Raw genomic sequence first — 13,689 nt, forward strand, 5'->3', positions numbered from 1 at the left:
ACGTCCCTCTTGAGAAGCTGGCAATCATCAACTGCTCTTCTCCGGGACAGAAAAAAATGAAACTGATTCAGCCTGAAGCTTTCCGCTGATTCTTCGCTTTTAAAAGCTCGCCTTTGAGGTCTTCTCTTAAATACATCCCGTTTGATCCTTTGGTCCGCACGATCACTCCATCGATGAGTGACATTTGAATAATGAGGTCCGCAATAGACCGCTCACCCAGATTGGAAGCAAGTTGATCCATGGGAATCCGTTTCCCTGACTTGGCCAACTGGATCAGAAAGGGTGTCACAAAATCGGGTTCAATTTTTTGAATGTCGCGGGCGAGGCGCGTCTGTCGAAAACCGGACATGATGATGGCGGGAGCAGCCAGAATCGAAACGGAAAGCATCTTGACGATTCCGCGAACTGTTTCCGGATTGCCGAAGAATGACATCAACCGACTTCCACTCTCTTTTACAGCTGTGTGTACTTTCTGAGTTTGTTCGTCTGAACCAAGATCGACATTTTCGACCTCTTCGTGATTCACCAGCAGGTAAACCGCAAAGAGCAACGCAATCACAAACAGCGTTGCAGAAAGCAGCCCCATGCCTTCTCCGAGAATCCCGGAAACGGCGAACCACAAACAGAACCTGACCACCCAATAGGTCGCAAGCAACACAAAGAGGGAGCCTAGAAAACTGACAATCGCCCCCGCAACGTGAAGCTTGAACCGTTTCTCCTTGTAACTCTCAACCCAATTCTCAATCGCTTCCTGAATCGTCATTTCTGGCATTGTTCATCAATCTTGTGTCTCATCGACTATCTGGCAGGACCAGCAAATTTCAAAGTCGGCACTATTTTCTTCACCACAACTCACACACTTCCATGGAGATCGTGTTTGCGACCGCTCTCGTTGTTCCTGCTTAACGAGTTCTATGATTTGTCGGCCGCGTGCAAAGTCTTCTTCATGAACCCACAGTCGGGGTGTTGCCAATTGCGCTGGCAAATCACCGATGATCCCGTGGAGTGATGCACCAACGACCTTCGCGATAATCCCCTCCTCCGCGAGGACTCTCCGAATGTGTTCGGCGTCCATCAGATCATCGGCTGAATAGACTTCGACAATCTTGTCGTCAGACATGTCCATCTCACTCTCGACTTCGTTTTATTGCTTCTCTCTAAACTGAAACGAGAACAGGTCCGCCTCGTTCATCAGAAATTTCACGCGAATTGGCTTTTCAGACAAATTTTTGAGCGATTTGCCTTCGTTTTTCCACTGAACCACCTGCTCAATTGAATCGCCGTTGAGCGGTTTGCAATCTTTAGAGCTGAAACCGGGAATCGGGTTTCCGTCAGCGTCCTGGAGTTCAACCTGAATTGCTCCCCCTTTTCTGGCAGAGTAGTTGAGAACGAGTTCGTCCCCGGAAAACTGAATCGGCTTCGTGATGAGTTCCCCACCTTTTTGACCAGACTGGAGTGCGACAAAGCCATCGGTGCGGTAACTGAAGCGGCGAACTCGGGTATCGGGGCCAGCATAGTACGCTTCCGTCGCAAAAACTGACATCCTCCCCGGCTCGGCAGGTATTTCAACCAGTCCATGCACCATATAGTTGCTGCGATTGCCCTGTCGGTCTTTGGGAGCATCGCGAGGGACAATCGGGTCGTTGTACCGGGTAAAAGTGACTCCATCCCGGCTGGACATGAAGACTGGTTCGACCTGGCTATCCTTAGGGAGGTAGCGTGTCGGAAAGCCGACGAGCAAATGTGGTGCGCGATCATACGACCGGATTGCATTCGTATACAGGTGCTGATGCTCCGCGCCCGGGTACTTCAACAAGACGGGCTTCGTCCAGTTGAGAAAATCATCCGAGGTGCAGGTCATGATATCTCGAACCCCGTTTGTGAACGTACGGTGAAAGTCGACGTACTGTTTTGTATGCGGATTCCAAAATGCAAGGTTCTGTGAATCGAAGGCTCCTTCAGTGATGACCGGTTCGTCCTTCATTAGCGACCAGTGAATTCCGTCAGGAGATTTGAAAACATAAAGTCCTTTCTTGCCTTGCGGTCGTCCCCGTGAAATGGCTTTGTACTTTGCATCTGCAGAACAGTTCGGGTTTGTATCCTTGAATGGCACAAAGCAGTGCGTGCCGATTCCATCCCAGACGATATTGTTTTCTTTTGAGCCGTTGTACTCAATGATACCCAAATTCGGTTTGGTCCAGTGAATGCCATCGGTGCTTTCTGCATAGCAGGTCACTTCGGGGTGCAGCGACTTCCTCGTCTTCTCGTTCACATGAGATCCGCGGTAGTACATCCGGTAGATGTCACCATCTTGAAAGATGGTGTAGTAAGCACAGGTGTTTCCTTCCCACGGTTCGTCAGTTGTGATGATGACGTCATGTGGCGTTGGCTGTTGAGCAACTTGAGTAAGATCACCGTTCATACTCTCGATCAGAAAACCGTCAGTAAACAGTTCCAACCGCGAACCGATATCAATCGGCTCCGCATAAACTGTCGTGACAGAGAACAAGGTGAATGCGAAAGCATAAGACATTTTCATTTGTTGGCCTTTCAAGTTGATTTCAGAACTCGATCCCATGCTTATGAGTATGGAGATTGACTCTCCGCTCGGCAATCATGACTTCAATTTGATCCCAAAGTCAGCGGTCCAACGACTTCGACAAGAGCTGGGAACATGTAAGAAGTTTGTCAATCTTTGATTCCGTTCTCCATCACTATTGTGGAGCCCAAAACTCTTTGCATCATAAACAGATGATTTTTCATCAATTTGTTTTGGTCTATTCTCACGGGAGAAATGCATGGCAGGACGTATTCTTTTTTTGATGCTGCTCTTCTTCACTCTCCTTCAACACGGTCTGTCGGCGCAAGATAAAAAGGAGAACCAGAAGGGCACTGCGGCTGCCGAGTCATCTCCCTTCGATCCCGTAGCAACCGGCTTACGAGCTGCACCGATTCCATCGACTGCTATCCGAACTGCAGCGATCAACAAGAACGGAAGCCTGATCGCGTTCGGAACAGGCGAAGGAAAAATTTCCATCTGGGATACTAAGCAGAATAAATTTACTCATGAATGGTCCGGGCATGACCACTGGGTTTTCGATCTCGTTTTTGATGCGAATTCAGAGAGATTGTTCTCTGCTGGAGGCGACAACAAAACTAAAATCTGGTCGAGCGAAGACTGGAAGCTGCTGAAAACCTTTGAAGACCACACCGACGACGTACATAGTGTAGCACTGACTCCTGATGAGACATTGCTCATCACCGGAGGTGACGACACAAACGTGATCGTCCGAAATCTAAAAACGGGTGAGGTGACCTTCCTCAAAGGTCATACTGCTCAGGTGACATCAACAGTGTTGTCGCTCGATGGAAAGCAGGCGTTCTCTGCCAGCCGAGACCAAACGATTCGCGTTTGGGATTTGGAAAACCTCAAGGAAATTGCCGTCTTTAAAGGGCACCAGGAAGATGTTCTGCACTTGGCGATTGATAAGTCCGGTCAACACATCGCCTCCGCAAGCTATGATGGAACTGCTCGCCTCTGGGATGTCCAATCCTTAAAGCAAATTGCGTCATTCGAGATCCCCAAGACATGGGTGACTGCAGTGGAGTTTTCGAATGACTCAAAGTTGCTCTTCACCGGGTCAACAGATTTCATGGTGCGGGCATTTGACATTCAGTCAAAAAAGGAAATCTGGAAAATCGCGACAAGCTCGGATGTCTCTGATTTGCTCTCTTTGTCGGATGCAAACTCGCTTCTGGCGACATCATCGAGTCATGGAATCTATTTTTATGAATACACAAATGACCGAGCAATCACAAAACAGGTTGCAATTCCGGCATACGCCGAGTGGGGGCATGCTTCTCCAATCTCGACTCTTGACTATCTCGAAATGCACGAAGCTCTACTGTTTGAGCAGTCTTCAAAAAGTTGGGGGCAAAAGATTGGCTTGCTGGCTCTGTACGGCGATGCGTTTTCACGAACGCTGATAGCTGATTTGAAAACGAACGAACTCCCTGCACCGAAGCAGGAACTTGCCAAACGTCTCAAGGATAAGCTCTCGATTCTTCCACAAGAAGCACTCGGCACAGAGTTAATCGGCAAGTACTGGGGACGGCTGGCGGTTGCTGAGTTCAGCGAACTACGAGTGACAGAGACGCTCCGTGATTGGGTGACAGGCGAAACGCGAAAATGGTCGCCGAACCCGAACAACTTTGAAAAGGAACTCCTCTCGGTCGAGTTGAAAGTTCGAAAAGAATTAGCTGTGCTCAGCAAAAGTGACGCAGAGAAGAAGCGAGCGAAAGAGATTGAATCCGCCATTGTGATGGAGTTTCGAAAGCTCGCCGACGAAAAAAATGAAGCGAAATAAAGAACGTCATTTTTTAAACTGAGATCAACTCGAACAGTGTAAACGCAAAACGCCCTGGAAGAACGAGCCTTCCAGGGCGATTGAGTTTCTCAGTAACAGAGTGCTAAGTGACCCTGTGACAAATTATGGTGACAAATTACTGTTTCATCGCATCAGCAAGAATGCGTGATGTCGATTCACGCATGATTCGTGGATCGACTTGCTCACCTTTCTGGAGTGTCGCGCGGACATCTTTCCCAGAGATGAAGACAGGTTTTTCGTCAGAATGGTTTTCCATTAAGTCGACGCGTCCCATGGATTCGTAGTAGGCAGCGAAGCCGACTTTGACTGGTTGAATCTTCAGGTCGCCGTTCAGATTGCTGAAGATTTCCTGAGCATCGAAATCACCCCAGATGGCAGTTCCATCTTTGAATGGAGCATCGGCGTGTTTACGGCCAATGACGATGTTCGTGTAGCCCATGTTCTGACGATAGATGGCGTGCATGACCGCTTCTTTTGGTCCGCCGTAGAACATTTTGATGTCGAGACCGAGCAACTTCACGCGATCTGGAACTTCGTCATCACGTGATGACCAGAGTTCTTTGTCGCTATCGCCGTCGCCCATTTGACGTTCGCTGATCAGTTTTTCGTATGTTTCCATTCGAATCTCAGCGTTGACGTCGTCACCTTTGGTTTCGCCGATCAACGGATTCAACACTGCCCCTGCGTTCTTGCCAGCTTTCAGGAGTGACTCCAAAGCATAAACGAGAGCGTATTCGTGAGCACGGTGAAGCGGGTTGCGGGTTTGGAATGCAACAACGGCTTCCCAACCGGTTTCTGCGATCAACGCACGAACTTCACGCGGTGTGAGGACATACTGTCCGAAGTTCGGGTTTTTCGGTTGTGGGAGTGCTTTGATCGTTCCACCGATGAGGTGAGTTTTGTCGGCATCGCCAACGAGGACCATATCCGCTCCGGGATGGTCGGTTCGGTCAGTCAGGTACACTGAAGAAATATATTTCTGCTTGTCCCACTCGAAGACGTCAGTCAGATCGAGAGTCGCAACAACTTCTCCATCAGGATTCGTCAGAGCGACTTTCTCACCAGCTGAGAGTGTCGCAGCCAGTTCTGATGTGACGGGAAATGCAATTGGAATCGTCCAAGCATATTTTTCGCCGTTATTGATGATGACCGATTCATCAAGAACGCGGTTGTAAGTCTCTGAATCCATCGGCCCGGTGAGTGGACTGAGAGTTCCATCAGCGAAGCGATAAACACTGGAGAGATCGGCGGCGGAAACAGGGACTTTTTTCAAGTCGGCTGCTTCAGCTTTGAATGCGTCAATCTGGTCTTGAGCAACGGTGCAACAAACTGGCTCAGAAAGTCCGCCATGAGGGGCAATGAGGTCTGCCATTCTTTTTCCTTATCTTCTTGTTATGTTTGAACTTGTGTGATCGTGTTCCCGGTCACACGGGATGAGAGAAACGGTGGAAACTTTGCGGCTTAACGTGCCGAACCACCATTTTTCGAGGGACCGGACCCGGGACATAATATTGAACATCTCAATACCAAATTCACCACGATCTTCGTTCTCCAAGAAAGCAACGCCACACTAGAGAATGGAGGAATCATCGTCAAGACAGGTGCATTCGTGTTCCCACGGCTGAAACAGGTCGACACGAGGCTCTGCCCGTTCATCTGTTTCAATTGTCCCCAATCAACTATCTTTTTCCAGCGTGTCTTCATAAACAACGTTTCCCGATTCCAGCAGTGCCATTCGTGATCCTTTACCGGGATCCGCATTGCAAAACTGAGAGGACCAGTGGCAATCCCGTCAAACTGGCTGATGAAACAATTCCTAACGCCCGTCCTGCGACCGGCGACGCGATTGATTATTGGCTTGATTGCAATTCCTCTCTTACGCCTGATCCGCAAGAAAGTCGCGCACACAAAGGAATGGGACGAAGAGTTTGAGAAGGATGTCGAACAATGGTTTCGGGCGTCTGCACTACTTTTATTTGCGACAAAGAACGTGGAACTGGCCATCGGAGCTTGGCTCGACACGAAATTTGTCATCTCGCTGGATAACTGGTATGTCGCTGCGGGGCGATTGTTGCTGGCCATCGGGGTGATCGAGGCGATGCCCGATCAGGAACTCTTCTCCATCGTGCATCCCGGACCACCAAAGCCAACCTGGGACAGAAGCAAAAGCATTCGAGAGAATATTCGACCGCAATTTATTCCTATTTTGCGCGGGTTGGTCTGCATTCACTTACAGCGTTCTTCACCCGTGTTTGCCATCATGGCGACAATTATGGACGGAACGACGGGGTGGGTCTGTTTCTGGATTGCGATTATCCAATACCTCATCATTGGACTGGTCACATCCCGAGACAAAGCGATTGACGTTCTCTCCGCGTTTGACAAGCAGGTCGCACGCAAGCGTGAGGACTTAATCAAAGAGTTTTCAATCAAAGAAGACGAACAATCTGAAGCTGCTCAAGAATCGAGCGACCTCGACGTAAAAAAAGAACACGAGAAGAAAGAATCATAGTCAATGTGTGGAATCGCCGGAGGTGTTTGGACGAACAGAGCTGCGGAACTGTCTCAAGATGTTCTCACGCGCATGCTGGACTCAATCCGCCATCGGGGACCGGATGATTCGGGAAACTATTTCTCAAAAGAGGGCACCACGAATTGCGCCCTGGGACATCGACGGCTGTCGATTATCGATTTAGGTGGCGGTCACCAACCGCTGTGTAATGAAGACGGAACAATTTGGATTGCCTTCAACGGAGAAATCTACAACTACAAAGAACTGCGGTCTCAACTTGTCGCTAGCGGACACCACTTCAAGACAGACACCGACACCGAGGTGATCGTTCATCTGTACGAGGAACATGGTGATGACTGCGTCCAACATTTGCGGGGAATGTTTGCTTTCGCAATCTGGGACGAAAACAAAAAACGTTTGCTCTTAGCGCGAGACCGCATCGGGCAAAAACCGCTGTACTATAAGGTTGAGAACAATCGCCTGCTCTTCGCCAGCGAGATGAAAGCAATCCTTGAAGTTCCTGGAATTGAACGCGAAGTCGATCACTGCGCGATCGATCTCTTCATGACCTACCAGTATGTGCCATACCCAAGAACGATCCTCAAAGGATTCCAGAAACTTCCGCCGGCACACCTGCTGGTCTTTGAATCGGGCGCGGTCTCGACTTCACGATACTGGCAAGCCCCTTATGAACCGACTTCAGAGCGTCCGCTCCCAGAACTCTCTGTCGATCAATGGAAGAAGAAACTTCGTGAGACGCTCACCGAAGCGGTTCGCCTGAGAATGCGGTCCGACGTTCCCATCGGTTCGTTTCTCTCCGGAGGAGTCGACTCGACAATCATCTCTGGACTGATGCAGTCTCTTTCGGACAAGCCAATTCACACTTTTTCGATCGGCTTTCCAGTCAAGGAGTTTGACGAGCGTGCCTATGCTCGCGAGGCGGCGGAACTCCTGGGGACCAATCATCACGAATACATGGTCGAGCCGTCGGCACTCAAAACACTGCCCAAACTCATCTGGCATTATGATGAGCCATTCAGCGACAGTTCTGCGATTCCGATGATGTCCCTTTCCGAAGTGACACGGAACGTCGTAAAAGTAGCACTCTCAGGGGACGGTGGCGATGAACTCTTTTGTGGTTATCCGCGTTACAAAGCTGTCGACTTAGCTGGGAAAACCGATTGGCTTCCGCAACCGATTCGCTCGATATTCGGGTGGAACCTTTGGCAGAAAATTCCTTCATCAACGAAGCAGAAATCCTTCGGCCGCAGGCTTAAGAGATTCGTGGGAGCATTAGGGCAATCACCGGAGCGGCGTTACCTTCGCTGGATCGGAATCTTTGATCAGGATTCACGAAATTCACTTTACACACCAGAATTTCGGAAATCATTAAAAGGTTTTGACAGTGCCGAGTTTATCCTCAAAGCCTACGAAGAATGCCCCAGCCGAGACTTCATCACCCGAACGACCTGTGCAGATGTTGTCAGCTATCTCACATGCGACATTATGACGAAAGTTGACGTCGCGAGCATGTGCTACAGCCTCGAAGCCCGGAGTCCGTTTCTCGATCATCACGTCGTTGAACTGGCAGCACAAATGCCAATTGAACTCAAATACAAAAACGGTTTGGGCAAGCAAATTCTGATTGAAACCTTCTCTGACCTGATTCCGAAATCGATACAAAAGCGAAGTAAAATGGGCTTCGGCGTGCCGATCGACCACTGGTTTCGGAACGAACTCAAACCGCTAGTTGAAGAGACGTTACTTTCCGAAAGATGTTATGATCGCGGATACTTCAATCCGGAAGCTCTACAGCTAATGGTCGAAGAACATATGCAGGGGCGCTGGGATCATTCCTACCGGATGTGGAATCTGATTTGCCTGGAACAATGGCACCGCACTTTCATAGACGGCGAAGGGCAATAAGACGACACGCGAGAGGTTGTGAATTATCTGTCCGGGACAATGGTCCCGGACTACGAGGGGGGCCGGACTACAAGGATGTGCGTTCTTCTTGAGTCCAAGCAGGTTCTAGTCGATTTCATTGACGAGACAGGGTTACTGGAACAGCCCGTAGATCACGAAGTTCACGCCGATCTTGACGGCATCTTCTGTGGCATACCCGGCACACGCGGTTGTGGCCTGGCGTTCGAGAGCACAACTCAGGTCATACTTGCTGTAGACGACTACGTATTTCCCGTTCACCTGGACGCCTTCCAGAATCGGTTCCCCGATAGACTCTCGCGTTTCAATACTGGAAACGTTCGGACCTTCTGCCGGAATGCGGCGTTTCACGCGACGAATATCGTAGCCGAGTTGCATCTTATAGAGTTCATGCTCGACAGGAATTCTTTCCAAAGGTTGACCAAACATTTGAGTGATCAATCTCCGGAAACTTTCGTCAAACTGCTCCGCCCCGCAACAAGCATCCGCAAAGAGAAAACCGCCGTTGGACAGATATTTTCCTAAGCCTGCGATCTCTTCGTCGCTCAGCTGAAAATTCTTTCGACCATGCATATAGATGAGCGGATAATCAAACAGAGCCGGGTCATTCCCTGGCAAGTTCGGCGTTTGCCGGGCCGCTTCGATACCGACGGTTTCAAGGGCGGCCTGTAAACGTCCCAAAGCATTCGGGGCTGTATCCCAACCTCCGGTGTGACGCAAACGGGCTATCGTCAATCGACCACGGTTGAGCTGATTCTCGTCACCAGCTGAAAGAATTTTCGGGCGTTCAAGCTTATTGAAGAGCTCTCGACCGGTCGCGTACGCAATGACGTTTGTGCCCATTTTCATCGACTTGTCTATTTGCGTTTTCACGACCGGGAGTCGCTTCTCGGGATCATTCACAGCCCACTTATTCCATCGGCAAGCATGGTCATACGGTGAATAGATAATGGCAGTCCGACAACCGAAATCAACTCCCCACAGTTCAGGAGTTGCCCCTTTTTCAAACAGGAACTCACTGCGATAAACATCATGCGTGTCGGGAAGTCGCGTCAGTTGATTCTGTCCCGCAAAAAGTCGACGGACCAAATCGCGAAAGCCGGTGTCGAACTCTTCGCTATCACAATTATTCACTGCAAACAGAAACCCACCTTGCGCAAGGTACTTTCTCAGAAGCTCCAATTCGCGGCCCTGAATTGAGTCGGGACTTTCAGAACCAGTCAGAAGTTGAACGGGGCTCTGCATCAAAGCAGCCACTCCCTCACCATCGGCTGCCGTGCGTAAATCAACAACTTGCCAGGAGAGCAGCTTCGGCCATTTTTCCTGACGCGAAATGAAGTTCGTCAGATTCTTGGCATCTCTCGGGTGCTTGTTCCAATCCTGTTGTTTGAAGTCCGGATTGCGATTCGCTTGCGGGCCGTACTTCAGCTTATTGATCAAAACTGGCGAAAGCCCTTTTGAAAGGAACAACAAAACGAGACTTGTCCCTGCGACGCGAACCGGTTCGGTATGACTGATCCAGAAACCTGCGCGCACATCTTGTCCATTGACAAGATGCTCCGCTCCTTCTCGATACCAGTCGCGGTCCCCAAAGAATCGGCGCCCAGAAAATCGGCCAGCCCGTTCAAGGCCGTATAGATAGTACAATTTCCAGTTTGCCACTCCGGGGTTGGATTCAATTCTAAGGTTTCTCGACAGCCACCGCAGACCGGCGTCGATTCCTTCTTGAAGTTCGCTGTCGTCATCGCCTCCACAACACTGAATCTCTCCGTTCGGCGCGACATCGCCATCGTCCTGAAGCATTTCCTGGGTGATGATCAGGGATGCCAATCCAGCCACTGTCATACTGCCGGTCGGAGTTCCTTGAGCTTTGTACGCCCAACCGGCACCTCTGGGGTTTTTTCTACTCCCGATCTGAACATTTAAAAAGTGTTTCTGGGCACGTCGCCAAACCTCTTCATCAATTCGAATTCCGACATGAGCTGCTTCCCGGAGAGCCAACACAGCGAACTGGGCATTACTGTTATCCCAGTTTCCGTTTTTGGTTCCGTAATCCCAACTTCCATTCTCAAGCTGCATTGATTCGAGCTGAGCCGACAGTTCTGCGATTTTCCCACGTCCGCGATCCGATGCCGCCAATGCCATAATGACCATTGCGATTTCGTAAGTGGAGGCGGGCCGCATTTGTGGGTGTTCAAGATGATCGAGTGCCTTCGCGACGGCGGGGTGATCCGACGGCAGCCCAGAATTCAACAGCGCCAAAGTCACAAGGCCGGTCACTCCATTCGCGTGCGTCTCATAGAGCCCAGCTGGCCAGCTTCCATCATTATTTTGCTGGTCAATCAGATACCGTTGCCCCCGCTCGATAGCATTGAGAACTTGCTCTCGCAACTTATCATCATCTTGAGCAGCGTCCTGCGCAAAGCAAGCTGAGCCCAGCACGGTGCATATCATGCAGCTCAACAATGTGATGAATGTCCATTTCATCTTGTGTACCACCACTGATCCAGAGGATGTGGTCCTCAGAGCATTTACATTGATTGCCTTGCCCGTAAAGATCACTTTCATAACTTTATTGACGACTTGCTACGAAGCAGATCGTGTAGACCGATCTCGGACTTGCACGATGAATGACTCTATCGACTCTTCATTCAGGGACTGAGTTGTTTTTGAATTTGGGCTTCCAGTTCCGTAATGAGAGGGTCGAACTGTGCGATCTCAACCGCATTCTGGCCTTGTTCATGTTTTCGAAAACCAAGCAAGTACGTGAAATTCTGCGGTCGCCAGCGATGAAAGAAAAGTTCATTTTTTCTGCGAATCAATTCTTTCAATTCTGGATTGTCCTTTTGAGAGACGGTCCCACCGAGTTGTTGCGTTAAAACTTTTGCCGTTTCAGCATATCCGCTTCGCGACAGGTGCAAACCGTTCTCAGTCCAGAGCGTTCCCTCAGCTTTGTTACGTTGAGCATCGCGGAAATCGATAAACAATTCGCCAGATTCCGCAGAGATTTCCCGAACCTTCTCGGCATACAGGTTCAAGTTTTTATTCGCGGTCTCGACACGTTCGTTCACCCCTTCTGCTAATTTGGGGAACGAAGCGGCTTCCATGAGGATCGGCGACAGATGAATCAATCGTGCATTGGTCTTGAGCAGATCTTTGCGAAGTTGCTGGTACTGCGCAACGAATTCGTCAACGCCCTCGGCTCCGCGAAAAGACTCAACGGTTCCATAGCCGATGACGATCACGGTTGGCTTGAGCTCTTGAATCAGTTCTTGTGTCCGCTTGTAACCGGCAGCTGGAGGGTCAAACAGGCCACGGGATTCCGCCCAGACGGTGTCTCCGCTCCACCCCAGATTTCGGAAGATGATCTTCTTTCCATTCGCAGCCTGCGAAAGCTGAGACTCCCATTCACTATATTCTTGTGCGCGTTCGATGAGAGTGTTACCCAGAAAGATAACGCGGTCTCCATCCTTCAACTGAAAATCGTCAGCTGAGGAAACATCAGCAGTGATTGTGAAGAAAATGGACGTCAACGCAATAATGGAAAACCAACGCATCTGTTTTGCAATCCTGAAAAAACAAACTCGGAAAGGCAGGCTGTAAGAATATCGTATCCAGACAGATTGAACAAATCGATGCCGAGATCAATGCTGAGAGTGCGTGCTGAGAATGCGTGTCGGAAACTGAAGATGCGGTGATCAGCAAATTCCAGAGAAGTTGGTTCGCGGTGAATCGCTGAGGGGCTCAGTGACGGAACGGTGAAGCTGCATGCAACAGTTGAGTCGACTCGCTATCGTATTATCCAGGTCGAGTCCAGAAACTTGTGGAATGGCAATCCCCTCACAACCTGAGAGAGCAAAGACAGGTTTCAGGATCAGTGCTCAATTGGAATTGATGACAAGCTAAGGACAAGAATCATGGCAGCAGGCAATTTATCGAGACGACACTTCCTTCAAACTGGCGCCGTCGCTGCAATGGCCTGTGCGGCTGGGACAAGTGCTTCAATGGGGCAGGCGAAAACTTCCCCCCGCTTCAAGAAAGCGGTCAAGTACCACATGGTGACAGACAAATCGCTGTCGATCGCTGAGAAGTTTTCGTTGCTTAAGGGGATCGGTTACGACGGCGTCGAAATTCGCACAGCCGATAAAGACTCAGCCAAGGTCAAAGAACTTCTTCAGGCACGCGACAAAACAGAACTGCCGATTCACGGGATCATCAACAGCAACAACCCGGATATTAAAACGGCAATTGATCTCTCTAAAACCTTAGGCGGGACCTCAGTACTGGTGGTCGCTGGGCGTGTCTCAAAAGAGGTTTCGTATGACGACAACTACAAAGAGTGGTCAAACAGAATCAAAGAGAACGCTCCTCACGCAGAGAAGCAGGGGATTCAACTGCTCGTTGAAAATGTCTGGAACAACTTCCTGTTGAGTCCACTTGAAATGGCTCAGTTCATCGACGAAATCAACAGCCCGGCTGTCGGTGTTTACTTTGATGTCGGAAACGTTGTTCGATTCGGCTATCCGGAACAATGGATTCGCATCCTTGGCAAACGGATCGGGAAGCTCGACATTAAAGAGTACAGCCGCAAGCTCCAAAAAGACGAGGGGCTTTGGAAAGGGTTCAACGTCGAGATCGGCGATGGCGACTCGGACTATCCTGCAGTGGTCGATGCACTTGAAGAAATTGGATACTCCGGTTGGGCGACTGCCGAGGTCAAAGGAGGAGACAAAGCGCGACTGACCGAGATTGCAGACCGTATGGACAAGGTCCTCGAATTGAAATAGACGAGGGTCATTGATTCGCACTTGAAGTCTGTAGGAATCCATCACATTTTTAAGATAC

Annotated in this window: 10 protein-coding genes; 4 read left to right on the forward strand and 6 right to left on the reverse strand. The window is 49.8% G+C overall.

Annotated features, from left to right (window positions below):
• Positions 1 to 67: 67 nt before the first annotated feature.
• Genes Mal48_RS14235 through Mal48_RS14245 form a run of 3 tightly spaced genes read right to left on the reverse strand, consistent with a single transcriptional unit; the run spans position 68 to position 2,539 of the window.
• Positions 68 to 772, reverse strand: a complete 705-nt coding sequence (locus tag Mal48_RS14235) for a hypothetical protein (protein WP_145200715.1) — start codon at positions 770 to 772, stop codon at positions 68 to 70.
• Between the two features lie 6 nt (positions 773 to 778).
• Entirely contained in the window at positions 779 to 1,120 is a 342-nt protein-coding gene (locus Mal48_RS14240) for a putative signal transducing protein (protein WP_197441709.1), read from the reverse strand.
• Positions 1,121 to 1,144: 24 nt separating this feature from the next.
• The gene (locus Mal48_RS14245) at positions 1,145 to 2,539 is read right to left on the reverse strand and encodes a glycoside hydrolase family protein (protein ID WP_145200721.1); all 1,395 of its coding nucleotides are present in this window, start codon (positions 2,537 to 2,539) and stop codon (positions 1,145 to 1,147) included.
• A 259-nt stretch (positions 2,540 to 2,798) separates the two neighbouring features.
• Here Mal48_RS14245 and Mal48_RS14250 point away from each other — a divergent pair, with 259 nt between their 5' ends.
• Positions 2,799 to 4,367, forward strand: coding sequence for a WD40 repeat domain-containing protein (locus Mal48_RS14250; RefSeq protein WP_145200724.1), 1,569 nt, complete (start codon positions 2,799 to 2,801; stop codon positions 4,365 to 4,367).
• 136 nt (positions 4,368 to 4,503) lie between these two features.
• On the opposite strand, the gene Mal48_RS14255 is transcribed toward Mal48_RS14250, so the two are convergent.
• Positions 4,504 to 5,760 carry a sulfate adenylyltransferase gene (locus Mal48_RS14255; protein WP_145200727.1) on the reverse strand — a complete coding sequence of 419 codons (1,257 nt, stop codon included), beginning with the start codon at positions 5,758 to 5,760 and terminating at the stop codon, positions 4,504 to 4,506.
• 408 nt (positions 5,761 to 6,168) lie between these two features.
• On the opposite strand from Mal48_RS14255, the gene Mal48_RS14260 reads away from it, so the two are divergent.
• Together Mal48_RS14260 and asnB are read left to right on the forward strand one after the other, a co-directional pair.
• Positions 6,169 to 6,900: a DNA topoisomerase I gene (locus Mal48_RS14260; RefSeq protein ID WP_231739584.1), complete on the forward strand. Its 732-nt coding sequence runs from the start codon at positions 6,169 to 6,171 to the stop codon at positions 6,898 to 6,900.
• 3 nt (positions 6,901 to 6,903) lie between these two features.
• Positions 6,904 to 8,826 (forward strand): asparagine synthase (glutamine-hydrolyzing), encoded by a 1,923-nt coding sequence (asnB, locus tag Mal48_RS14265; protein ID WP_145200730.1) that lies wholly within the window; start codon positions 6,904 to 6,906, stop codon positions 8,824 to 8,826.
• Positions 8,827 to 8,958: 132 nt separating this feature from the next.
• Here the strand turns inward: asnB and Mal48_RS14270 are convergent, their stop codons facing one another.
• The gene (locus tag Mal48_RS14270; RefSeq protein ID WP_197441710.1) at positions 8,959 to 11,331 is read right to left on the reverse strand and encodes a DUF4159 domain-containing protein; all 2,373 of its coding nucleotides are present in this window, start codon (positions 11,329 to 11,331) and stop codon (positions 8,959 to 8,961) included.
• A 164-nt stretch (positions 11,332 to 11,495) separates the two neighbouring features.
• Positions 11,496 to 12,401, reverse strand: coding sequence for a GDSL-type esterase/lipase family protein (locus tag Mal48_RS14275; protein WP_145200736.1), 906 nt, complete (start codon positions 12,399 to 12,401; stop codon positions 11,496 to 11,498).
• A gap of 360 nt (positions 12,402 to 12,761) precedes the next feature.
• On the opposite strand from Mal48_RS14275, the gene Mal48_RS14280 reads away from it, so the two are divergent.
• Entirely contained in the window at positions 12,762 to 13,631 is an 870-nt protein-coding gene (locus Mal48_RS14280; protein ID WP_145200739.1) for a sugar phosphate isomerase/epimerase family protein, read from the forward strand.
• Positions 13,632 to 13,689: the final 58 nt, after the last annotated feature.

The organism is Thalassoglobus polymorphus, assembly GCF_007744255.1.
Taxonomy (GTDB): Bacteria; Planctomycetota; Planctomycetia; order Planctomycetales; family Planctomycetaceae; genus Thalassoglobus; species Thalassoglobus polymorphus.